This is a genomic window from Paenibacillus sp., assembly GCF_031177825.1.
Classification (GTDB): domain Bacteria; phylum Bacillota; class Bacilli; order Paenibacillales; family YIM-B00363; genus Paenibacillus_AE.
In genome coordinates this window covers 39,446-61,860 of sequence record NZ_JAPSKE010000030.1, presented here as the reverse complement: position 1 = coordinate 61,860, position 22,415 = coordinate 39,446, and the positions used below count along the sequence as shown (strand labels likewise).

General features: G+C 61.5%; 23 protein-coding genes. 15 read left to right on the top strand and 8 right to left on the bottom strand.

The window, feature by feature from the left end; translation table 11 throughout:
- The first annotated feature begins 89 nt into the window (after window positions 1-89).
- Window positions 90-581, top strand: coding sequence for a hypothetical protein (locus RIN49_RS24235; protein WP_309122725.1), 492 nt, complete (start codon window positions 90-92; stop codon window positions 579-581).
- A 356-nt stretch (window positions 582-937) separates the two neighbouring features.
- Entirely contained in the window at window positions 938-1,927 is a 990-nt protein-coding gene (trpS, locus tag RIN49_RS24230; RefSeq protein ID WP_309122724.1) for a tryptophan--tRNA ligase, read from the top strand.
- Between the two features lie 28 nt (window positions 1,928-1,955).
- Here trpS and RIN49_RS24225 read toward each other — a convergent pair whose 3' ends face one another.
- From RIN49_RS24225 to RIN49_RS24210, 4 genes are all read right to left on the bottom strand, one after another.
- Window positions 1,956-2,126, bottom strand: a complete 171-nt coding sequence (locus RIN49_RS24225; protein WP_309122723.1) for a hypothetical protein — start codon at window positions 2,124-2,126, stop codon at window positions 1,956-1,958.
- A 10-nt stretch (window positions 2,127-2,136) separates the two neighbouring features.
- Window positions 2,137-3,144, bottom strand: coding sequence for a metal-dependent hydrolase (locus RIN49_RS24220; RefSeq protein ID WP_309122722.1), 1,008 nt, complete (start codon window positions 3,142-3,144; stop codon window positions 2,137-2,139).
- A gap of 98 nt (window positions 3,145-3,242) precedes the next feature.
- Complete coding sequence (gene gerQ / locus RIN49_RS24215; RefSeq protein ID WP_309122721.1) at window positions 3,243-3,692, bottom strand: spore coat protein GerQ; 450 nt, start codon at window positions 3,690-3,692, stop codon at window positions 3,243-3,245.
- 35 nt (window positions 3,693-3,727) lie between these two features.
- Complete coding sequence (locus RIN49_RS24210; protein WP_309122720.1) at window positions 3,728-4,159, bottom strand: cell wall hydrolase; 432 nt, start codon at window positions 4,157-4,159, stop codon at window positions 3,728-3,730.
- Between the two features lie 202 nt (window positions 4,160-4,361).
- On the opposite strand from RIN49_RS24210, the gene cyoE reads away from it, so the two are divergent.
- On the top strand, window positions 4,362-5,297 hold the full coding sequence (gene cyoE / locus RIN49_RS24205) for a heme o synthase (RefSeq protein WP_309122719.1): 936 nt from the start codon (window positions 4,362-4,364) through the stop codon (window positions 5,295-5,297).
- An 18-nt stretch (window positions 5,298-5,315) separates the two neighbouring features.
- Window positions 5,316-5,927: an SCO family protein gene (locus RIN49_RS24200; protein WP_309122718.1), complete on the top strand. Its 612-nt coding sequence runs from the start codon at window positions 5,316-5,318 to the stop codon at window positions 5,925-5,927.
- Window positions 5,928-5,945: 18 nt separating this feature from the next.
- Here the strand turns inward: RIN49_RS24200 and RIN49_RS24195 are convergent, their stop codons facing one another.
- Together RIN49_RS24195 and RIN49_RS24190 are read right to left on the bottom strand one after the other, a co-directional pair.
- Window positions 5,946-6,296, bottom strand: coding sequence for a DNA primase (locus RIN49_RS24195; RefSeq protein WP_309122717.1), 351 nt, complete (start codon window positions 6,294-6,296; stop codon window positions 5,946-5,948).
- 90 nt (window positions 6,297-6,386) lie between these two features.
- Window positions 6,387-7,547 carry an MFS transporter gene (locus RIN49_RS24190; RefSeq protein ID WP_309122716.1) on the bottom strand — a complete coding sequence of 387 codons (1,161 nt, stop codon included), beginning with the start codon at window positions 7,545-7,547 and terminating at the stop codon, window positions 6,387-6,389.
- A gap of 152 nt (window positions 7,548-7,699) precedes the next feature.
- On the opposite strand from RIN49_RS24190, the gene RIN49_RS24185 reads away from it, so the two are divergent.
- The 6 genes from RIN49_RS24185 (at window position 7,700) to RIN49_RS24160 (ending at window position 14,138) form a co-directional block, all read left to right on the top strand.
- Window positions 7,700-8,122, top strand: coding sequence for a hypothetical protein (locus RIN49_RS24185; protein ID WP_309122715.1), 423 nt, complete (start codon window positions 7,700-7,702; stop codon window positions 8,120-8,122).
- 43 nt (window positions 8,123-8,165) lie between these two features.
- Window positions 8,166-10,298 carry a peptidoglycan D,D-transpeptidase FtsI family protein gene (locus RIN49_RS24180; RefSeq protein ID WP_309122714.1) on the top strand — a complete coding sequence of 711 codons (2,133 nt, stop codon included), beginning with the start codon at window positions 8,166-8,168 and terminating at the stop codon, window positions 10,296-10,298.
- 251 nt (window positions 10,299-10,549) lie between these two features.
- Window positions 10,550-11,521 (top strand): metal ABC transporter solute-binding protein, Zn/Mn family, encoded by a 972-nt coding sequence (locus tag RIN49_RS24175; RefSeq protein ID WP_309122713.1) that lies wholly within the window; start codon window positions 10,550-10,552, stop codon window positions 11,519-11,521.
- Window positions 11,522-11,534: 13 nt separating this feature from the next.
- On the top strand, window positions 11,535-12,314 hold the full coding sequence (locus RIN49_RS24170; protein ID WP_309122712.1) for a metal ABC transporter ATP-binding protein: 780 nt from the start codon (window positions 11,535-11,537) through the stop codon (window positions 12,312-12,314).
- 7 nt (window positions 12,315-12,321) lie between these two features.
- Window positions 12,322-13,257: a metal ABC transporter permease gene (locus RIN49_RS24165; RefSeq protein WP_309122711.1), complete on the top strand. Its 936-nt coding sequence runs from the start codon at window positions 12,322-12,324 to the stop codon at window positions 13,255-13,257.
- Window positions 13,254-14,138 (top strand): metal ABC transporter permease, encoded by an 885-nt coding sequence (locus RIN49_RS24160; protein ID WP_309122710.1) that lies wholly within the window; start codon window positions 13,254-13,256, stop codon window positions 14,136-14,138. The genes RIN49_RS24165 and RIN49_RS24160 overlap by 4 nt, the downstream gene beginning before the upstream one ends.
- A 78-nt stretch (window positions 14,139-14,216) precedes the next feature.
- Here RIN49_RS24160 and RIN49_RS24155 read toward each other — a convergent pair whose 3' ends face one another.
- Window positions 14,217-15,554 (bottom strand): sensor histidine kinase, encoded by a 1,338-nt coding sequence (locus tag RIN49_RS24155; protein WP_309122709.1) that lies wholly within the window; start codon window positions 15,552-15,554, stop codon window positions 14,217-14,219.
- A 157-nt stretch (window positions 15,555-15,711) separates the two neighbouring features.
- Here RIN49_RS24155 and RIN49_RS24150 point away from each other — a divergent pair, with 157 nt between their 5' ends.
- From RIN49_RS24150 to RIN49_RS24135, 4 genes are all read left to right on the top strand, one after another.
- Complete coding sequence (locus tag RIN49_RS24150; RefSeq protein ID WP_309122708.1) at window positions 15,712-16,449, top strand: Cof-type HAD-IIB family hydrolase; 738 nt, start codon at window positions 15,712-15,714, stop codon at window positions 16,447-16,449.
- Between the two features lie 27 nt (window positions 16,450-16,476).
- Window positions 16,477-16,956 carry a DUF456 domain-containing protein gene (locus tag RIN49_RS24145; RefSeq protein ID WP_309122707.1) on the top strand — a complete coding sequence of 160 codons (480 nt, stop codon included), beginning with the start codon at window positions 16,477-16,479 and terminating at the stop codon, window positions 16,954-16,956.
- Window positions 16,957-16,997: 41 nt separating this feature from the next.
- A complete protein-coding gene (locus tag RIN49_RS24140; RefSeq protein WP_309122706.1) occupies window positions 16,998-17,726 on the top strand; it encodes a ThuA domain-containing protein in 729 nt (242 codons plus the stop codon).
- An 84-nt stretch (window positions 17,727-17,810) separates the two neighbouring features.
- Complete coding sequence (locus RIN49_RS24135) at window positions 17,811-19,511, top strand: putative polysaccharide biosynthesis protein (protein WP_309122705.1); 1,701 nt, start codon at window positions 17,811-17,813, stop codon at window positions 19,509-19,511.
- Here RIN49_RS24135 and RIN49_RS24130 read toward each other — a convergent pair.
- Entirely contained in the window at window positions 19,508-20,731 is a 1,224-nt protein-coding gene (locus tag RIN49_RS24130; RefSeq protein WP_309122704.1) for a DUF2515 family protein, read from the bottom strand. The genes RIN49_RS24135 and RIN49_RS24130 overlap by 4 nt on opposite strands.
- A gap of 156 nt (window positions 20,732-20,887) precedes the next feature.
- Between RIN49_RS24130 and RIN49_RS24125 the strand changes: the two genes are divergently transcribed.
- A complete protein-coding gene (locus RIN49_RS24125; RefSeq protein ID WP_309122703.1) occupies window positions 20,888-22,414 on the top strand; it encodes a copper amine oxidase N-terminal domain-containing protein in 1,527 nt (508 codons plus the stop codon).
- Window position 22,415 lies beyond the last annotated feature (1 nt).

The window sequence follows — 22,415 nt, the reverse complement described above, 5'->3', positions numbered from 1 at the left end:
TCTTGGAAGGTAGTATGAGCCAAAACAAACATTATACGCATGCGAAAAACTGGTAATTTTTACACGGCGACATAAGGGGGCGGCTGCGCGTGTTCGACATTCGGTACGAAGGCTTGACGCATAACGAAGAACTGCAGATCGTGCAGGCGGACGTGCGCGTCGTCGCCGAAGGGGAGACGCTCGTCGAAGAGCCGCTCTGCGTCGACGTCGGCCTGCCGGCGCTGCTCGCGAGCGCGTTCGAGGAGATGCGGCCGGACCGGTTCGCGGACGCGGCGGTCGCTTGGGAGCGGATGCCGTTCTTCGTCTGCGGCTGCGGCGACCCGGATTGCCGTGCGATGCCGTTCGCCGTCCGCCACGAAGCCGGCGAGGTCGTCTGGACGGAGCTCGATCAGTCGCCGTCGGGCGCTCGCGTGCTGGGCGAGTACCGGATCCCGCTGGCGGACTATCGACATGCGCTCCGGCGCCTCGGAGAGGCGTTCCTCGCGTTCGCGGAGCCGCTCGATTACCGTCCGCTGCAGCCGGACACCGTGAGGCTCGTAAGGGAGTGGACGGAGCGGCTGCGCCGAGCGAACGGCGAATGACGCGGGGGTCTTGTGCGGCGGGCGCCTTTTCGTTATAATGTGGAAAATCGAAACCCAAACTTACGAATCGATGACGGGAACAAGTACCATGGCGCAAGTTCAAGCGCAGAGAGCCGGCGGATTGCTGAGAAGCCGGACTTGAACGGCGATGGGAATGGGTCCCCGAGAACGGAACCGAACCGCGCGTAACGGCGCGCTAGGGGAAGCGGACGGCTCCCGATATCGAGCTCGCAAGGCCGAAGGCGCAAGCGCAGCTTGCCGTTTCGGCGAAGAAGGGTGGCACCACGGCTCACGTCCCTTGCGGACGGGGCCTTTTTTGCGTTCATTTTCGGAAAAATCGAGGAGGGTGTCGAAGGATGAAAAAGAAACGGGTGCTCTCGGGCATACAGCCCAGCGGGCTCATGACGATCGGCAATTATATCGGAGCGATCCGGCAGTTCGTCGACATGCAGCACGAGTACGACAGCTACTTCATGGTCGTCGATATGCATGCGATCACGGTGCCGCAGGATCCGGAGAAATTGCGGGAGCAGACGGAGTCGCTCGCGGCCGTATATCTCGCCTGCGGCATCGATCCGGATTCGGCCACGCTGTTCCTGCAGTCGCAGGTGCCGGCGCACGCGATGCTCGGCTGGATGATGACGACGCTGACGTATATGGGCGAGCTCGAGCGGATGACGCAGTTCAAGGATAAATCGGCCGGCAAGGATTCGATCGGCACGGGCTTGTTCGTCTACCCGTCGCTCATGGCGGCGGACATCTTGTTGTACGATACGGACCTGGTCCCGGTCGGCGACGATCAGACGCAGCATCTCGAGCTGACGCGCGATCTCGCGAATCGATTCAACGGGCGGTTCGGCGATACGTTCGTGGTGCCGGAAGGCCATTACACCGAGGTCGGCGCGCGCATCATGTCGCTGCTCGACGGCACGAAGAAGATGAGCAAGAGCGATCCGAATCCCGGCGCCTTCATCTCGCTGCTCGACGAGCCGGACGTCATCCGCAAGAAATTCAGCCGAGCGACGACCGATTCCGGCCGCGAGATCGTGTTCGACCGCGCGAACAAGCCGGAGGTCAGCAACTTGTTGGAAATTTACTCCGTCTTCTCGGGCAAGACGATCAAGGAGCTCGAGAAGCAATACGAGGGGCAAGGCTACGGAGCGTTCAAGAAGGAATTGGCGGAAGCGGTCGTGGAGGTGCTGGAGCCGATCCAGACGCGATACCGCGACATTCGCGCTTCAGGAGAATTGCAAACGATGCTGAAGCGCGGCGCGGAGAAGGCGTCCGCAGTCGCCGACGCGACGCTGCGCCGGGCGATGGAACGCATGGGCTTCGTGCTCCCGTAACGAGGGGGAGGCCGACGGCGGCGGCGGATCACTTCCGCTGCAGCCGTCGCTTCAGCGCCATGCCGGCCCCGGTGACGGCGAAGCTCGCGAGCAGGAAGAAGAGCGCCCAGCCGGTGCGGAAATAGCTGAGCGAGGCCCCGGCCGCGATGAGGCAGACGAGGCTGAGGGAAGCGAACAACAGGGAAAGCGGCTTGCTCATAGAAAATCACCTACCTGGTGCCGACGAGCATCGGTTTTGACGGAGCGTCCTGCAGCTTGCGTTCGAGCTTCTCCTCGCTGATCCAGCCGACGTAGCTGAAGACGGGCTCCTTGTTAGCATTGTACTTTACGACGGCAAGGAATGGATACTGTTTTCGATGCTGGTATCTGGCGTCCAACCAGCGGACGATCGTGTCGCCGCCGCGCCGTTCTTCATGAGGGCAGGGGTGAGAGCTGAACGACAGGAACGCGGCGACGGCGGGATGTCGCTTGGACTTCTCGATGAGCGGCGACGACTCGCAGACATACTCGTCGGTCCACTTCAGCCGGCCGCCCCTCCACACGCCGATCGTATAGTTGCCTTCCCGATTTTTGCGGACGACGTTCCATACGCTCCAGTTCACCGTCGGGATGGCCGTATACTCGTCGCCCTCGCGTCCCGTCGGATCGCGCTTCGGCAGCGTTCGCTCCGTTAGGACGTGGACGGCCGTTCGCCAGGCGTAATACAACAGCAGAACCCCGTACAGCGTCGGGAACAAGACGACGGCCGGAACGGCGCCGAGCGCCCACAGCGCCAGCGCCAGGAGATGAGCGCCGAACAGGAACGGATCGAAGATGTGGATAATGTTCCAGGCGATCCAACGCCGGGTAACCGGACGGAACGCCTGCGTGCCGTAGGTGTTGAACATGTCCGTCGCGACGTGCAGCAATACCGCCGCGAACACCCAGGCGGCCAGGGTCAGGTACGGGACGGTCGGAATCGCGAGCCAGACGGCCGTACTGATGAGCGCGGTCCAGAAAAACCACGCCGGTATCGAGTGCGACATGCCCCGGTGATGGCGCACGTACAGTTCGTTGCCGCGGAAGCGGATGACCGTGTCGAAGTCCGGCGCCTGCGAGCCAGCCACGGTGCCGATCATGACCGCAGCGGTCGCCCAGGCGTCGGCGGCCACGTTCGGATCGATCTGGGCGAGGCCGGCGAGACCGAAGCCGAACGCGAAGTGAGTTGCGGTATCCATTCGGTGTCTCCCTCCTTGTCTCTGGTTCGAGCATACACGTTCCCGACCCATAGCTTCAACCAAAAGGAGCCTTCCCATGCGGGGAGGCTCCTTCTCGTTTAACGACCGGTACCGGTCGAAAACCCCGGATACTCGTAGTTCAGTTCGCCCTCGAAGGTGACGTAGTCGAGGTTGATCATCAACAGCAGGTAACGCATGCCGGTCGCCGGGTCGCTGAGGATGATGTGGTCGCGCCCCGCGGCTTCGAGACGGCCTTTGAAAATTTTCGCGTTCCATTGGCTGTTGTTTTCGAACGTCATGTAGACGGTGGCCATCTTGCCGAGATTGAGGCGAAGGATGTTTTCGATATACGATTCTTCGAAAATCGGCTGGCCCGCGCCCGGCGTGCCCATCCCCCCGGTAGGAATCATCGCGCCGCTCGGCGTCGGAGGCGGCGAAGTCGTCTGCGCCGAAGCGGGCGGATAGGTCGGGTACGCGGGAGCGCCTTGGTACGAGAACGGAGCGGTGCCCTGCGGGGCGACCGGGAATTGCTGACGGTTCATGATCATACGGGATAACACAATCCTCTCTTAAGTAAATGATCTTACATCGTGCCGTACACGCGCGGGCAATCGGCGCCCGACGGAATAAAGAAGCAGTGCGCTTTGAAGCGCCCGCTGTTCGCTTGGTCGTACCACTGCGCCGGGCAGTCGCCCGTAGGCCGGAAGAACCATAGCGCGTTCGAGGCGGGGTGCGTGCGTTCCCCGTTGACGGCTCGCCGGGCGAGGCGGATATCCCGTTCGCGCGCGGCTTGATAGAAGTAACCTTTGATCGTCGCTTCGAATCCGCCCGGACGCTGGTACACCATGTCCTGGAGGTTGCGGATGTTCTGGAAATCTAGGCAATCGGCCCGGACGCGGTTCACGCCGACGTTGCCGACCATCAGCATGCCGAGCTCGCCTTCGCCCTCGGCTTCGGCTCGCATCAGCCTCGCAAGCAGCTTCACTTGTTCGCTGTTCGCCTTAATGACAGCCATCTTGGATTTGTTCTCACATCCTTCGCGTCGGATCGTTAAGCAGCGGAAGCTCTACCGTATAATGTATTAGGCATTCGCCGAGGGCGTGCGTGTCTACGCAAAAACCGACAAATTGTTGAACGGTCCGCGCGAATCGTTGCGAAAGAGATGCGGCTCCGGTATCATAAGGTATGATTTTAATCACTAAGGAGGACGGCCAGACGTGGATCAACCGATAATGAACGAAGCCTCGGCCACTCGCGCGGATGAGACGGCGACGCCGACGACACGCGCCTCCTGGAGAGACTACTATAACTTGGCGAAACCGCGCATGATCATGACCAATCTCATTACCGCGTTCGGCGGCTTCTGGGTCGCCTCGAGGTGGAGCATCGATTGGTTCGATCTGGCGTTCATGCTCATAGGCTCGGCGCTGATCATGGGCTCGGGCTGCGTGTTCAACAACGTGCTCGACCGGGAACACGACCAGAAGATGGAGCGAACGAAGAAGCGCGCCATCCCGACGGGCAAGATTTCGTTGAACGGAGCGATCGTATACGGGACCGCGCTCGGCATCGCGGGGCTCGCGGCGCTGTATTTCCTCGTGAACCCGCTGACGGCGCTGCTCGGCATCGTCGGCCATATCGCCTACGTGATCATCTACACGTATTGGCTGAAGCCGACGTCGACATGGAGCACATCCGTAGGCGGCATCTCCGGGGCGGTTCCGCCGGTCATCGGCTATTGCGCGGTGACGAACGCGGTCGATCTCGGCGCGATCCTGCTGTTCGGCTTGATGTTCTTCTGGCAGCCGCCCCACTTCTGGGCGCTCGGCATTCGCAAGCGCGACGAATACCAGAAGGCAGGGTATAAGGTGCTGCCGGTCGTGAAGGGCGTACTGCGGACGAAGTGGCAAATGGTGCCTTACTTGATCGCGCTCTACCCGACGACGGTGCTGTTGTATACGCTGAATTACGTCGGGATCGTGTTCCTGATCGGCGGCTTGGCGCTGCTTACGATCTGGACATGGCAGTGTCTCAAGGGGTTCGCCGCGAAAGACGACAACAAGTGGTCGATGGGCGCTTTCAAGTACTCGCTTTACTATCTGGTGTTCGTGTTTCTGTTGATGGTCGCGGACACGCCGCATCTGCCGGCATAACGAGGAGGAACGGTTTACGTGGGGTTTTGGCGCAAGCATTGGTATAAGGCGACGATGGTCGCCGTCTCGGTCGTGCTGCTCGCGGCGATCGGGTATGTGTATTTCGGCGGAGAGAAGGAACCTCCGTTCCCGCAACAGGGCCCGGCGTCGCCGTTCACCTTGAACGACACGACAGGGCAGCCGGTGACGATGGAGACGACGACCGGTCAAGTGAAGCTGCTGTATTTCTTCTTCGGGAATTGCCCGGACGTGTGCCCGCCGACGAGTCATATGCTGTCGCGGGTGCAGGATCGATTGGTAGAGGAGGGCGTGTTCGGCACGAAGGCGCAAATCCTCCAAATCACGATCGACCCGGAGCGGGATACGGTCGAGAACTTGACGAAATACGCTTCGAACATGAACGCGGATCCGAGCGGCTGGAAGTTCCTTCGAGGAGACATCGAGGAGACGAAGTCGATCGCCGAGGATTACGGCATCTACTACGAGCAGGATAAGGAGACGGGGTTTTTCATGCATTCGAACACCGTCATTATGATCGACCAGAACAATCAAATCCGCATGCGATACAACGGAGACGATCTGAACGACGAAATCGTCGCCAAAGACATGATGAAGCTCATTAACAGTTAATTCGACAGACCCTTAGCGTCAGATAAGAAGGTCGGGCTCGGGATACACGATGTATTCCTCGAGCCCGGCCTTTTCCAATTGTCGGATCAAATGCTCGTCGGGCGTACCTTCCACCCCGGCGTACCCGGACTTCGTATAGAGCTGCTCCGCGTCGGGGAACAGGTCTCGCAGCATGCCGCGAATTCGTTTGCCGGAAGCGTCGTTATCCGTATAAATATACACCATCCGATCGCCGACCTTTTTGACGAGCTCTTGCAGCTTCTTCGATCCGGGCGTACCGAAGGTGCATAGGATCGGCACGTCGGGGGACATGAGACGCGCGAGGCGGCTGCGATCGTTCTTTCCTTCTACGATGATCACGAAATCCATGGTTCCCTCCCGGCGCATTCGACATCGTTCCAAGTCATGTACCTTAAATTTATTGTATACATTCCCCGGGAAATGTCGAACGATACGCGATCACGTCTTCGCCGAAGCGGGGGCGGATCGCTTGAACGGCGGAGGCAGCAGGGCGAGGGCCGTCATCAACGCGACGAAGGCGATGTAATACGGCGAGAGATGGTTGCGCACTTGTCCGGCGACGATCGGCCCGATGAACGCGCCGAGCGAGAAGGCGATCGATAAGACGGAGAAGACGCGGCCGTATTTGCTCGGGGCGGTCGCGGACGCGAGCAGGGCCGCGATCGCCGGGAAGATGACTCCCTTCGCCATTCCGATCAGGAGAAGGGAGACGGGGAGCGGCACGGGCCACCGCATCGCGAGACCGAAGAAGACGAGGGCGAGCGCTAGAGCGCCGAACATCGTGCGATAAAGCGGGGGCACGCGGTTAAAGAATACCATCGCGAGCGTAATCAGCGCGCCGACGCTGACGATCGAGAACAACACGCCGGTTTCGACGACCGACGCGGCGGACTCGGATAAGAGCGGCAACTCGAAGAAGAGAATGCCCTGCGAGCACGATAAGGCCAGCGGCACGCCGTAGAACAGCCACGGCAAATTTCGGGAGCGCCCTGCGGGGGCGGCCGCGCCGCCGGCTTCTTCGACCTTCGGAGCGATGGGCTTCGACAAGGCCGCCGGCGCTTCCTTCACGCCGAACGCCGCCAAAATCCCCGTGACGATGAGACCCCAACCGAGCGCGACGAAAGCGGTCGTGAAGCCGACCTTCGCCACGAGCAGGGCGCCGGCGGCGGGGGAAACGACAGAGGCGAGCGTATGGACGAGACCGTTGCCGGACATCAGCTTGCTCTGGTGGACATGATCCCTCGCCAGCTTCGCAAGGAGCGCGAGGCACGCCGGCGACAGGAACGCCAGCACGAAGCCGCTGACGGAACGGACGGCGAGCAGCTGCCATGGGTCGGCGACGTGGCCTTGGGCGATTAAGAGCGCTCCGGCGCCGATTAAGCTGAGGACGATGAACGGCTTGCTGCCGAACCGGTCGACGCTGTAGCCGGCGAGCAGATTGCCCGGGAGATGCGTAAGCGAGTAGATGCCCATGATGAACCCGATGAACGACGGAGCGGCGCCGAGCGAGATCGCGTACGGCGTCAGCATCGGGAATTGCGCATGCAGATCGAAGAAGGCGACGAAGATGAACAAGTACAGCCACATGACGGTCTTCACGGTTTCCTTCCCTCCGTTGCGTCCGCTTGCCGGACGGTTTGTCTTTTTCCTACATGTATGGATTGCCGGGGCGCTCTAGACCAAAATGATGTATAATGTAACATACAATACTAATGAGGATGTCCGAGGGGACGTAAGCGGGAGGAAACGGAATGCCGGAGCAATGGTTGTCGTTCGTTCAGGAAAAATGGTGGGTCATTCTGGCGGCGGTCGTGGCGCTCTTGATCGTCGTGAGCGTCGTGAAGACGGTGTTGAAGTGGGTGCTCGTGCTGGCGATCGTCGCCGGAGTGCTCGTCTACGGCTCGAATTATAAAGAAGAGCTCACCGCGATGAGCGGGCAGATGCTCGAAGAAGCGAAGGTGCAGGCGTTCCAGGCGCTCGTGTCGGGCGCGTTCGACGCGCAATACGAATCGAACGCCGACGGGACGTTCGCCGTGTTTACGGAGTCGGTACGCGTGGAAGGCGCGGAAGGCTCGAACGAAGTCATCGTCTACTGGAAGGGCGTGAAGATCGGCACGTTCGAGATCGACGCCACGATCGAGGCGTTCCTGAACGAGGCGAAGCAGAAGCAATAATCGAGGCGGCCGCGTCCGCAGGTTTCGAGGAAAGGAGATTCGCATGAACCGATTTACTACGCTCGACGACGATCCGCAGAAGAACGAGATCGCCAAGCGGCGTCATTTTACGTTTCGGATCAACGTATTTTTCTTCGCCGTCTTTCTGTTGTTTTCCGTACTTATCGTAAGACTCGCGTTCATCCAATTCGTCGAAGGCAAGACGTTGTCCGCGCAGGAGTCGGAACGGACGACGCGGACCGTGCTGATCCCGCCGATCCGCGGCAATATTTACGATCGCAACGGTTATCCGATCGCGTATTCGACCTCGACGCAATCGGTGTATTACCGCATGGAGCCGGGGAAGAAGCTCGAGGACCATCAAGCGCTCGCTCTGGCGCTGACCGACCTGTTCCGGCGGTACGGCGATAACCCGGAGGGGCCGCCGAAGGTCGAGGACGTGTTCGAAGCGATGGACGTCGGGTATGATTGGTCCGGCGAGCGGAAGACGATGTTCAATACGATGTTCGAGCCGAGACGGGTGAAGTCCGGTCTGACGAAAGAGGAGATCGCCTACCTGATGGCGCATCCCGAGCAGTTCCCGGGCATCGAGGTGACCGAGGAGAGCGTGCGCCATTACGACTCGAACACGATCGCTTCGCAGCTGATCGGGTATTTGAAACCCTTCTCCAGCTCGAACAACCAGAAAGCGCAATATCTCGACTATTACAAAGACCCGGAGATCACCAAGGATTACTTGCGCATGGAGCAGGTCGGCTTCGACGGGTTGGAGTTTCTGTATCAGGAGACGCTGCGCGGCAAGAGCGGCGCCCGCAATTACCCCGTCAACAGTCTTGATCAGATCGTCGGACCCGTGACGACGATCCCGCCGACGAAGGGCGATTTTCTATACTTGACGTTGGACAAAGACGTACAGTTGATCGCGGAGCAATCGATCATGGATCAGATCGAGCATATGCAGAAATCGACCGAGAAGTACCCGTCGATGGGCAAGAACGCGCTCGCCGGGTATGCGGTGGCGATGGAGGTCGACACCGGCAACATCGTGGCGATGGCGTCGATGCCGGACTACGACTCTAACGTATGGTCGGGGGCGACGATGCCGCTGTCGGTGTATCAGGCGATCGAGCCGTTCTATCAGAACGGGACGATCAAGACGGTGTACCCGGACGTGCCGGAAGGGAAAAACCGAGCCCGCTACCCGTCGTCGATCGTGCCGCTCGGCTCGACGCTGAAGCCGCTCACCGTGCTGATCGGGTTGAACGAAGGCTTCTATTCGTCCACGGATCGGTATACCGACACGGGGCGCTTTTATTACGGGAAGAACGATTCGGCGTCGATCGGGAACTCGGAAGGCCACGCTTACGGCAAGATCACGCCGGCGGAAGCGATTCGCGTATCTTCGAATACGTTTATGGCGGCGATGATCGGAGAGAAGCTGTACGAGAAGTACGGCGGCGAAAACGGCGGACCCATCGACGTATGGGACGATTATATGAAGAAGTTCGGGCTCGGCGTGCCGACCGGCAGCGGGCTGCCGATGGAAACCGCGGGCGTGCTCGACTACAACAGCAAGGACACTCGCGGCAGCGTGCAGAACGCCATGGTCATGGCGTCGTTCGGTCAGCAGGGCCGGTATACGACGCTGCAGCTGGCGCAGTATACGGCGATGTTGGCGAACCGGGGCAAGCGGATGAAGCCGAATTTCGTCGACAAGATTACTGACTTCGAGGGCAATACGGTCGAGACGATCGAACCGGTCGTCTTGAACGAGGAGACGTTCGATCCGAAGCATTGGGACGTCGTGCATAACGGCATGAAGTCGGTAACGAAGAGCAATTCGTTGTCGCAATGGTTCGGGCGCCTCCCGTTCGAGGTGGCGTCGAAGACGGGAACGTCGCAGCAGGATACCGCGGCGGGCAAGATCGAGAACTCCGTATTCGTCGCGTTCGCGCCCGCGGACGATCCGAAGCTCGCGGTCGCGGTCGTCGTGCCGTGGGGCGGCTACGGCGCCTGGGGCGCCGCGCCGATCGCGGCCAAAATTTTCGAAGCGTACCACGAATACATCGGCTTCGACGGCAAGCCGGCAGGCCGGAATTCGACGTCGCCGGTCGATGAGGGGACGCCGCCGACGGACGATTCGACCGAGCGGGACGTAACGCCGCCGACGGAGTAACCCGGAACCGCATAGGAACAGCAAGCGAGCGAACCGCTCTCGGCCGATTGGCCGAGGGCGGTTTCTTTATGCGCGGCGCCAATCGCGTGCGACAGCGGCGGAGGGTTCGCAAAAATAAATGTTGCACATGTGCAACACATTTGTGTATTATAAATAAAAAGTAATAAGTACAACACTTATAGACATATAAAACAATTAGGACTGTAATCAACATAAGTGGTACGACCCACAAACGATGAGGAGTGGAAACAATGGGAAGCAAGCGGAAAGAAGCAGGGACGAACAGGTTACGGGCAGCGGTGACGGGAGCGGTCGCCGCTGCGATCGCCGCCGCGCTGGCGGGCTGCGGAGCGGCCCCGACGAATGCCGTCGACGGGGAAGGGCCCGTTCGGGTGACGACGACGATCGGGCAAATTACCGACATCGTTACGAATATCGGCGGCGAGCGCGTCGAGGTTGCCGGCATCATGCCGTCCGGGGTCGACCCTCACTTGTATAAGGCGTCGCAGGGGGACATCGCGAAGTTCGAGGATGCGGATATCATTTTCTATAACGGTCTGCACTTGGAAGGGAAAATGACGGAAGTGTTCGAGGAGATGGCCGAACAGAAGCCTACGATCGCGGTCGGCGAATCCATCGATCCCTCGTCGCTCATCGAAGTCGCGGACGCGGACGGGACGAAGGTGTACGATCCGCATATTTGGTTCGACGTGAAGCTCTGGATGCAGGCTGTGGAGACGGTCAAGAACGAGCTGGCGAAGCTCGATCCTAACAACGCCGGGACGTACGAGGTGAATGCGAAGGCGTATCTGGCCGAGCTGGAGGCGCTGGACGCGTACGCGAGGGAGCGTATCGCGACGATTCCCGAAGGGCAGCGCGTGTTGGTGACGGCGCACGACGCGTTCGGGTATTTCGGCAAAGCGTATGACATCGAGGTTCGCGGCTTGCAAGGCATCAGCACCGCTTCGGAAGCCGGCAGCAAGGACGTGACGGATCTCCGGGATTTCCTGGTGGAACGGAAGATCAAAGCCGTCTTCGTGGAAACGAGCGTATCGAACCGCTCGATTACGGCCGTCATCGAAGGCGCGAGGAAGCTCGGACACGACTTGAAGGAAGGCGGAACGTTGTATTCCGACGCCATGGGCGAGGAAGGCACGCAGGAGGGGACGTACGTCGGCATGGTTCGCCATAACGTCGATACGATCGTTACCGCGCTACAATAAGGAGGGAAGCGGCATGACGGCAAGGACTCACGCACAAGCTCCGTTAGAGGTGAATCATCTCACGATCGCGTATCAGAAAAAGCCGGTCGTCGAGGACGTGACGTTTTCCATCCCGGAAGGCAAGCTGATCGGCATCGTGGGGCCGAACGGCGCCGGCAAGTCGACGCTTATTAAATCGATCCTCGGGCTTCATCCGAGCGCGGCCGGCGAAGTGCGCATCTATGGCAGGCCGTATAAGGAGCAGCGCAAGCTCGTCGGTTACGTGCCGCAGCGCGAATCGGTCGATTGGGATTTCCCGACGAACGCCCTCGACGTCGTTACGATGGGGACGTACGGACGGCTCGGATGGTTCCAGCGTCCGGGCGTCCGCGAACGGGCGGCGGCGATGGACGCGCTCGCGAAGGTCGGCATGGCGGAGTTCGCCGACCGGCAAATCAGTCAACTGTCCGGCGGACAGCAGCAGCGGATCTTCCTCGCGCGGGCGCTCGCGCAGGACGCGAAGCTGTATTTCATGGATGAACCGTTCGTCGGGGTCGACGCGGCGACGGAGAAGGCGATCGTCACGCTGTTGACGGCGTTGAAGCAAGAGGGCAAGACGGTGCTGGTCGTCCACCACGACCTGTCGACGGTGGCGGAATACTTCGATTGGGTCATGCTGCTGAATAAGACGCTGATCGACATCGGACCGACGGAGGACGTGTTCACGGCGGTGAAGCTGCAGCATACGTACGGAGGCAAACTGGCGATCTTGGGCGGGGATCGATCCTCGCCGTTCTTGGTCGGAACGAGGTGAGCGGGCGATGAACGTTCTTGAACTGGCGTTGGATCCGAACATCCGCTGGATTTTGCTCGCGACGATGCTGCTCGGCACAAGCAGCGGCGTGCTCGGCAGCTTCGCGTACTTGCGCAAGCAGAGCTTGATGGGCGACGCGCTGTCGCATGCGGCGCTGCCGGGCGTCTGCATCGCGTTCATGCTGACCGGGATCAAGTCGCTTTGGTTTTTCATGATCGGCGCAGCGATCGCGGGGGCGATCGCTACGTTCGGGATCGGCTTCATCACCCGGCACAGCCGCATCAAGCAGGATGCCGCGCTCGCGATCGTGCTCTCCGCGTTCTTCGGCCTCGGCATTATGCTGCTGACGCGAATTCAGCAATCGGGCAGCGGCAGCCAAGCAGGTCTCGACAAGTTCCTGTTCGGGCAGGCGGCCGCGATGATTCAATCCGACGTGTATACGATGGCGGCGCTTGCTCTGGTGCTGATCGCCGCCTGCGCCTTGTTCTTCAAGCACTTCAAGCTGATCAGCTTCGACGCGGGCTTCGCGCGAATGATCGGGTATCCGACGGCCGCGCTGGAGCAATTCCTGATGCTGCTGCTCGTCGTAGCGGTCGTCGTCGGCATCCAGGCGGTGGGCGTCGTCTTGATGGCGGCGATGCTCATTACGCCGGCGGTGGCGGCGCGCTATTGGACCGACCGCCTCGGCGTCATGGTCGTGCTCGCCGGCGTCTTCGGCGCCGCTAGCGGGGTGCTGGGCACGCTCGTCAGCACGGTCGCGAACCAGCTCCCGACGGGACCGCTCGCCGTGCTCGCGGCGACGGCGATCTTCGTTCTGTCGGTGCTGTTCGCGCCGCGGCGCGGACTCGTCGCGAAGCGGCTGCAGCGAGCGAAGGTGAAGCGCGACGTCCGGCGGGAGCAAGCGAGCCGCGTCGGCGCGCCGGAGAAAGGAGTGTCCGTATGAGTTCGAACGAAGGGGTGATCCTCGCCACGGGCATACTCGTCGCCGTCTCGTGCGCGATCGTCGGGTCGTTCCTCATGCTGCGCAAGATGGCGATGATCGGCGACGCGATCTCGCACGCGGTGCTGCCGGGCATCGTCGTCGCCTTCCTGATGAGCGGCTCGCGCGATTCGCTCTGGATGCTATTGGCCGCTACGGCCGTCGGACTGCTGACGGTATTCCTCATCCAATGGTTCCATCGGCAGGGCGTGCAATCCGACGCGTCGATCGGCGTCATCTTCACCGCGATGTTTTCGATCGGCGTCGTGTTGGTCAGCTTGTACGCCGATCAAGTGGACCTCGACCTCGATTGCGTCTTGTTCGGCGAAATCAACTACGTGCCATGGACGAAGCTGGAGTTGTTCGGCGTCGACATCGGACCGAAGTCGCTCTGGGCGCTCGGCCTCGCGCTGCTCCTGATCGTCGGCTGCATCGGCGCGTTCTACAAGCAATTCAAACTGTGCGCCTTCGATCCGTTCATGGCGGCGGCGGTCGGCATCCCGGCGGCGCTGTTCCATTACGCGTTGATGGGCCTCGTCAGCGTGACGACGGTCGCTTCCTTCGAGAGCGTCGGCGCGATTCTCGTGCTCGGCATGATCGTCATCCCGCCGGCCAGCGCGTACCTGATGACGGAGAAGCTGTCGACGATGATCCTTTACGCGATTCTGTACGGCGTCGCCAGCGTCCTGGCCGGCTACTTCGCGGCCGCTTGGCTCGAATCGTCCATCACCGGCACGATGGTGGCCGCCGCCGGCGTACTGTTCGTCTTGACGCTGCTGCTGTCGCCGACCCACGGACTTCTTTGGAAAACGAGACGTACGAAGCGGGTGGCCGGCGCCGCATAACTTGCCGCAAACCGAAAGGGCTGCTTCGGAAAGTCGATCGCGACTTTCGAAGCAGCCCTGTTGTCGTGGATTAAGCGATTATGGCGCGATCGTGTGCAGCCGCAGCGGAAGTTTGACGCGGAACGACAGGACGTGATCCGCTGCGGTCTCGACGTCGAGCTGGCCGCGGTAATGGCCGACCCGCTCTTTCACGATCGACAGGCCGAGGCCGGAATGGACGTCTTTCTTCTTCGTCGTGAAGCCGCTTCGGAACATGTTCGACTTCTGTTCTTCCGTGACGGAGTAGGCCGGATTCGAGACGGATAAATAGAAATTCTCCTCGTCCGTCCAACCGGCGATCTCGATCCATCGGTTCTCCGGATCGCTGTTCAGCACTTCGTCCAACGCATTGTCGAGCAGGTTGCCGGCGATCTTCACGTAGTCGACGGAGGCGACCCCGTGTCCGATCCGATCCATCCCTTCGAACGAATACCGAAAATCGATCTTCCGATCGAGCGCGTACACCATCTTCGACTTGACGAGCGCGGCGAGCGCCGGGTGGCCGATCTGAAGGAGATCGTTGATTTCGACGATCTCGCCGACGAGCTCGGAGACGTACCGTTCGAGCTCGTCGAACTTCTTCCGGCGAACGAACGCTTGGATCACCTGGACATGGTTCAAGAAGTCGTGCCGCTGCCCGCGGATGGTCGTGAACAGATTGTCGATCTCGTCGACGTACGTCTCTTGGGTGTTCAAGATTTCCAGGTTTTTCACGGCGATGATCGAGCGGATCGTCACGATTAGAATGACTACGCTGACGAGCGAGGTCGCGACGAGCGTATAAGAGGCTGCGAACGGATGGCGCAACATCGTGTAATAGAACACCGCCGACGAAATGACGACGTTCCCGGCGAACAGCAGTACGAGGGAAAATAACAATCGATTCTGCTTCTGGTCGAAGAAGAGGCGAATGGCTTTCCCCGGCGATAGTCGGTAACGTCGCAGCAGCTCCGCGACGAGCGCAATAATCGTATTGCCTAATAGAAGATAAGGGATAATGACGCGCGGATCGTTCGCCAGATCGGACTGCTGCGCGAGCCCGAGCGAGATGGCCGCGAACGCCGTCGTAATTTCCAAGCTGGCATATAGAATCACGGCGGTGAAGGCCATGATCACCCGATCCCGTCGGGAGATATCGCGGAATAAGTAAAATAGGGCGGCAGAAGTAAAAAGCATACTGCCCGGACGAAGCGCTTCCGGAAGCAGCATGAAAACCATAAAGGAGATCGTGTTCGCCGCGGTATATTGCGCGATGCGAAGCCAAGGCCGCTCCGCTCGGATGCCCCAGAAGGTCATCGTAAAGAAGAGTACCGCGAAGGATTGCGGAATCGTTGAGAAGATACCGATTTCAAGACTGATCAGAAGATCATCCAACATGTCTAACACCCACATGAAATATGTCGTAATATGTCGAAAATGACATCTATCATTACTTTACCTTTTTTTGAGCGAGTTGCCTACCTTTTTTTTGGCATTCCCCTCGTCTTCGGCTACAATGGAACGGAATCGATTGACCGCAAGGGAGCGAGGAACCATGGGGAAAAGTTACAAGCTGTTGGCGCTCGATATGGACGGGACGCTGTTGAACGAGAAGAGCGAGATCAGCGGGGAAAACGAGCGCTGGATCCGCGAGGCGATCGCCCAAGGGATCGTCGTCTGCTTCGCCACGGGCCGGGGGTATCCGAGCGCGCTGCCGTATGCGGAGCAGCTCGGCCTCGCGTCGCCGATGGTGCTCGTGAACGGGGGAGAGGTGTGGGCATCGCCGAACGAGCTTCGCGCCCGGCATACGATGCCGGCGGCCGAAGTAGCCGCGCTCCGGGAGATCGCGCTGCGGTACGACACTTGGTACTGGGGATACAGCGTAGAGCGGGTGTATAACCGAAACGAATGGATCGAAGACCCGTATGGTACGGAGTGGCTGAAGTTCGGATATTATACGGAAGACGCGTCGGCGCTCGCGTCCGTCGCGGAAGCGATTAAGGGCGTAGGAACGTTCGAGACGACGAACTCGCATCCGTGCAACATCGAGCTGAATCCGCTCGGCGTGTCGAAGGCTTCGGGCCTCCGTCAAGTGTGCGAGATGCTCGGCATCGGCATGCACGAGATCGTCGCCTGCGGGGACAGCTTGAACGACGTCGCGATGATCCGCGAGGCGGGCCTCGGCGTGGCGATGGGGAACGCGCAGGATGCGGTGAAGAGAATCGCCGACGAAGTGACGCTGACGAACGACGAAGACGGCGTCGCGCACGTCATCCGAACCTTCATGCTCTAACCTGGAGAGGGGAAGGCGAAGCGAAAGATGGACATCCTTGGTTGGTCGTTGGTCGTTATTTTGTTCCTCGTCGGCATGGCGGGGGCAGTGTATCCGGTGCTGCCGGGCGCGCTTGCGATTTACGGAGCGTTCTTCGTGTACGGGTTCTTCTTCGGTTGGTCGGAATTCGGGTTTTGGTTCTGGACGATCCAGACGATCGTCGTCGTCGTCATTACGGTGGCGGACTATGCCGTCGGCGCGCTCGGAGTGAAGAAGTTCGGCGGGGGGCGGGCCTCGGTATGGGGCAGCACGATCGGCTTGATCGTCGGCCCGTTCGTCATCCCGGCGTTCGGTCTTCTGATCGGCCCGTTCCTGGGCGCGGTGCTCGGAGAGCTGCTCGTCGGGACGAAGCCGCTGCCCGCGATGAAGGCGGGGGTCGGCGCGCTGGTCGGCCTGTTCACGAGCACCGTCGCGAAGTTCGTTCTTCAAGCGGCTATGATTGTTGTGTTTGTCGTGTGGATCATTTAATCTAATAACGAGTAAATATCTGGGCAAAGGTGGCTTTCTTCGTGAGCATTCGAGTAACGGTATGGAACGAGAACCGACACGAATTTAAGAACGAAAAAGTGAGAAGCATCTATCCGAACGGCATCCACGGCGCGATCGCCGAAGGCATCGCGGAGAACGGATTGGAGATCCGCACGGCGTGGTTGGACCAGCCGGAGCACGGCTTGACCGAAGCGGTATTGGCCGATACGGACGTCTTGATCTGGTGGGGGCATATGGCGCACGGGGAAGTACAGGACGACATCGTCGACCGCGTACATAAGCGCGTCTTGGAAGGCATGGGGCTGATCGTGCTCCACTCCGGCCATTTCTCGAAAATTTTCAAGAAGCTGATGGGCACGTCCTGCGACTTGAAGTGGCGCGAAGCGGAAGACAAGGAGCGCCTCTGGGTCGTCGATCCGTCGCACCCGATCGCGGAAGGGCTCGGCGCTTACATCGAGCTGCCGGCGGAAGAGATGTACGGCGAGCACTTCGACATTCCGGCGCCGGAAGAACTCGTCTTCGTCTCGTGGTTCACGGGCGGCGAAGTGTTCCGCAGCGGCTGCACGTACCGACGCGGGCAAGGCAAAGTGTTTTACTTCCGTCCGGGGCACGAGACGTACCCGACGTATCATAACGAAGAAGTGCTGCGCGTCATCCGCAACGGCGTTCGCTGGGCGGCGCCCGTCCACGGCGCGAAGCCGGTGTACGGCAACGCGAAGCCGCTCGAGCCGGTAGGTCCGAAGGAATAACGAGAAATCCATCCAACATGCAAGGCGAAACGGGCGGCCCTGTGGGGCCGTCGTTTTGCGTTCAAGGAAACGAGGCGTTGAAGGTTGAGCGGGAAGATGTTGTTGAGAGGGACGTTGATTTTAGCCGGAGCGGCCCTCGTTGCGCGCGTCCTCGGCGTCGTGCAGCGCATTCCGCTGCAGCGGCTGTTGGACGACGCGGGGATGTCGACGTACGTGACGTCGTATAACGTGTACATGTGGTTGCTTGTGCTGGCGACGGCCGGGTTTCCGAGCGCGATCGCGAAGCTGGTGTCCGAGAAGTACGCGCTCGGCCGGCCGGAGGAAGGGGAGGCGATCCGCCGGGCGGCGAATCGGTATGCCCTCGTCGCGGGCGTCGGCGCCGCTGCGCTCGTCTTCTTATTGGCGCCGGCCCTCGCCGCGGTTAATAAGGATCCGAACGCGACGCTCGCCATTCGGGCGTTGGCGCCGGCTCTGATTTTGTTTCCCTGGATCGCGGTCGAGCGGGGATATTTCCACGGGCGGCAACGGATGGGGGCGAACGGGCTGTCCCAAATTTGGGAACAGATCCTGCGCGTCGTCACCTCGATCGTCTTGGCTTATTTCTTATTGGAGCTCGGCTACGGCATCGTATGGGCGGTGGCCGGGGCGTCTTTCGGCGGCGTGCTCGGCACCGTCGCGGCGGCGGCCGTCATGCTGTATTACGGCGCGAAGCTGCGCCGCGAGCCCGCTCCGGCGCGGGCGGCGGCGGCCGGGGACGGAGGCGCCGTCGTCGCCGTTTCGGCGCCCGGCGTTCCGGAGGCCGGGTTGACGGCGGATCCGGCGGTCGCGAGCGCGGACGCCTCTTCGTTCCGCTCGATCTTCAAGGCGATTCTGAAGCTGTCGATCCCGGTGTCGATTACGGCGCTGGCGGTGCCGACCATCTATCTTATCGACTCGCTCGCGACGAAGCCGCTGCTCATCGCCGAGTACGGGGACGCGCTCGCGCAAGAGATGCAGGGCTGGCTGACGAGCCGGGCGCAGTCGCTCGCGGGCATCCCGGTCATCTTCGCGATCGCGCTGAGCCAGTCGATCTTGCCGATCATCTCGTCCGCCTTCGTCCGGAGGGATACGCCCGAGGTCGAACGACAGACGTCGCTGGCGCTGCGGATGACGTACTTATCCGGCGTGCCGGCGGTCGTCGTCATGGCGACGTCGGCGTTTCCGCTGAACACGTTCCTCTTCAAGGACGCCGAAGGCTCCTGGGTCATCGTGGCGATGGTGTGCTCCGTCCTGTTCCAGGTGGTCATGATGATCTCCGGATCGATTCTGCTCGGGATCGGGCGGCCGGAGCTGCCGATGAAGCATATCGCCGTCGGGATCGTCGTCAAGCTTGCGCTGTCGCTCTCGCTTGCGCCGCTCATCGGGATTTACGGCGTCGTCGCGGGCACGGCGCTTTGCTTCGCCGTCACGATGGCGCTGAATCTGCGATCGCTGCGGAAGCTGATCCGTTACGAAGCGTTCGGCCGCCGGGCGGCGCCGTTCGCCGCGACGGTCGCGCTGCAGGCGGCGATCGGCGCGGCCGTCGGCTGGGCCGCGTACGCGTACGTCCATCCGTTCGGCGTCGCGTTCTGGGACGCCATGCTGCAGACGCTGCTCGCGGCGGGGACGACGGCGGCGCTGTACCCGGTGCTGCTGCTGCGCACCGGCGCGTTCGTCGCGGCGGACGCCGAAGGGCTGCCGCCGAAGGCGCGCAAGCTGTGGGACCGCGCCGCTCCGGCGCTGCGGAAGCTGCGCCTCGTCCGCTAGCGCAGCGCCGCCTTGGCGAGCACCGCGAGCTCGAGCTTGTTCAGGCCGTAGCACGCTTCGGCGCCCATCTCGTACGGCGGCGCCGCCCGCGCGTCCGTCAAATAGGCGCAAGCTTCGTCGGCGTCGCGAAACCAATCGTACCGCTCCGGTTCCCGGAGCGGTCTTCTTTTCCACGCGGCCTCGAGCCGCGGGCTGTAGAAGCGCTTGGCGCCGGGGCGCAGCTTCCGGCCGTCCAGACGCGCTTCGTACGGCCCGCCGGGCAGGCCGGCCGCTTGCCGCGTGTATAGCTCCGGCCAGTAATCGGCCCGCGAGCCGGTATGCGGCGTCTTCGACGCGAACGCCTCCGCCCCGGCGGCGACGGCGGGGATGCCGAACAGCATCGCGTACAGCGTCTTGCCGACCTCGATCCGTTCCGCGAGATCGCCGAAATTTTCTAAAATGAGTCCTGCCAGCCGCTGGCGCCCATCGCCGTCCCGGCCGCCGTAAGGAATGTACACCTGATTGAGCTGCAGCGCCGCCTGCGCCTGGAACGGCAGCGACGACAGCACCTGCTCCTGCACCTTGGGGTCGCGGATGATCCGGCCTTCGATATAATGCTGCTCGTTCACGATGAGCGCCGTCGTGAGCAGCGCCGAATCCCGCGTCTCCCAGAACCGCTCCCACACCGGCTGCATGAAGCGGGACACGCCGAAGGCGGGCAGCAGCGAGAAGCAAGGCTTGCCTCGCTTCCGGCTCTCCTCGTACAGAAGCAGCTGCGGGAACGCGTCGCCGAAGATGAACGCATTGGCGTCCTCCAGCATGTCGAACAGCCGGCCGCGCGTCGCCGTCGCGAGAAGTCGAGGCAGCAGCTCGCCTTGCAGATCGGTCATGTTCCAGCCGCCGTTGCGGGACACCATGTGGGCCAGGAACGCCCAGTGCACCTCGGGGTGCCGGATGTAAAACTCCCGGTATGCGTTCGTCCGCGTCACGTTGTCCCGGTTGCGTTCCCGCGTCTCGTTCAGGATCCGCTCGACGAGCCGGGCCGTCCCGCCGTCCGGTCCCGCCGACGCGCCGGGCGGCCGGGCCAGCCGGCGCCGAAGCCGCTCGCGCTCCTTCGGGTCGACGCGGAGGACGGCTTCGCCGACGGGCGAACCGCTCTCCGTCTCCGCGTCGCCGACTCCGAGCCAGGCGGTCATCCGCCGCAGCAGCGTCTTCCATAACGGTTCTTCTCGCGTTCGCATGTTCGCTCGCCTCCTGCTACAGTGTATCCATCGCCGCGGCGCGACATGAACTTTTTCCGGAGGGACGAGGTTTTGTCATGCATTTTCCCCCTGAACGAGCTATAATCATAGATAGGGTTTTGGGAGAAACCGGGAACTCGATAGGGGGAATGGATCGTGAAACGGATCGGGAAGCGCGGACTATTATCGATCGCGGCCGCAGGCTCGATGCTCGGCTTGATCGGCTGCGAAGCGGTCGGCGGCGTGGACGTGAATCAGGCGGTCGCCGACATGCTCGACGTGAAGTCGTCGGAAGGCACGTTATCGCTCGCATGGGAGATCGATGCGGAGTCGAAGGGGAACGCGGAGGCGGATCGGCTTGCGGACGTATTCGGCAGCGGCGCGATCGTCGTGACGGAGCTGCTGCAAGAGAGTCAAGGAACGGCTTCGATGGAAGGAACGATCGAGCTGTCGAAGGGCGACATTCCGTTCCGCATGTTCGTGGACGAAACGTCGATGGTGCTCGACGTCGAGGGCGCGATCCAGCCGTTCGAGCTGGAGCTGAACGGATTCGCGGGAGCGGGCGCGAGCGGCCTGCTCGGCGGCGACATGCTGTCGGAGGCGTTGTCCGGGGAAGCCGGACGGAACGCGGTATCGGACATCGTTACGTACGTGCTTAGCCATGTGCCGAATCCGGAACGCACGAAGCTCGGATCGACGACGGCGACGATCGACGGGCAGTCGAAGTCGCTCGCGACCGTTACGACGGAAGTCGGCGTCGAAGAGCTGACGGAGCTCGTCTCGACGGCGATATCCGCGATCCTCGAGGACGAGGCAGGGCTGAAGGCGTTCATCGGCACGCTGTACGATGCATTGAAGCCTTCGCTTACGGAGATGGCGAAGGAGAGCGCGGATCCGATTCTGAGGATCGCACTGAACAATAAAGGGCTCGCCGTGGAGTTCTTGTACGGTCAAGTCACGACGGCGCTCGAAGGCTTCGCGGCCGACTTGGAAGCGGAAGGCGCGTTCGGCTCCGACCTGACGCCGGAGAGCGGAGCGACGTTCGCGCTGTTGCTCGACGGGGCGAAGCCGACCGGCATGGACGTAGGACTCTATCTCGAGCCGGCGACGGATGCCGCCGACGGAGTCGGCGCGATTCGCATCGACGTCGAGAGCCGGTGGTGGAACGTGAACGGCGCCGTGAAGGCGGAGCCGATCGAAGGGACGACGGCGACGTTCCCGACCGAGGTCAAACCGCGGGAGCGGCTCGCCAACGTCGAGAGCGGTTCGCTGTTGTACGATATCTTGAAGAACGATCTCCGAATGACGCGCCATTCGTTCGATATGACGATGGGGGCGAACGCGAGCGTACCGGACGGCGTTTCGCCATATATTAAAGGAGCGGGCACGACGATGGTGCCGGTCCGATACGTCAGCGAGCAGCTGGACGCGAAGGTGGCGTGGGACGGCGCGACGTCGACGATTACGATCAAGGACGACGTCGACGGCGTCGAGATCGTCATGAAGGTCGGCTCTACGTCGGCCACCGTGAACGGCGTCGCGCAATCGCTGCCGGAAGCGCCGGAGATTATCGCATCGACGAACTCGACGTTCGTGCCGATCGGATTCATCACGCTGGCGCTCGGCGGGGAGAAGGGCTGGGACCCGGCATCGGGTACCGTAACCATAACGAAGGAGTTTTGAT